Source organism: Streptomyces sp. SID12488 (genome assembly GCF_010548275.1).
GTDB lineage: Bacteria > Actinomycetota > Actinomycetes > Streptomycetales > Streptomycetaceae > Streptomyces.
Map to the genome: position 1 here is coordinate 1 of NZ_JAAGLT010000139.1, position 425 is coordinate 425.

Here is a 425-nt window from a genome sequence, read left to right on the forward strand (position 1 = left end):
GACCTCCTGGGCCTGCTGCCCGTGGTGGAGGACCGGGGCCGGGTCGGGACGATCCGCCTCGGCGCGGGCCTGGCCTGATGGAGACGATCCACGTCTGGCGCGGCCCGCCCGGCACCGACCCGTACGGCAACGACGTGCACGGCGAGCCCATCCCGGTGCTGACGCTGTCGGCGTTCTGCGCACCGAACCACCCCGCGGAGCCCGCGCAGGTCGGTCGGAACGCGATCGTCACGGGCTACACGATCTACGTCCGCACGCCGACGCCGACCGGCATCGTCGCGACCGACCTGATCGAGGTCCGCTCACCGCTCGACGCGGGCACGGCGACGCTCGACGAGCGGCGGGCGCACCTGCTGCCGGTCGACGGCGTCCCGGCCGCCTGGATCAGCGCACGCGGTGTCCGCCGCGGCGAGCAGCTCGCGGTG

1 protein-coding gene is annotated in these 425 nt (G+C 75.1%); it reads left to right on the top strand.

Annotated features, from left to right (window positions below):
* Positions 1-77 precede the first annotated feature (77 nt).
* Positions 78-425: hypothetical protein (locus G3I56_RS42880; RefSeq protein WP_164418968.1), on the top strand; the 348-nt coding region annotated here is incomplete at its 3' end.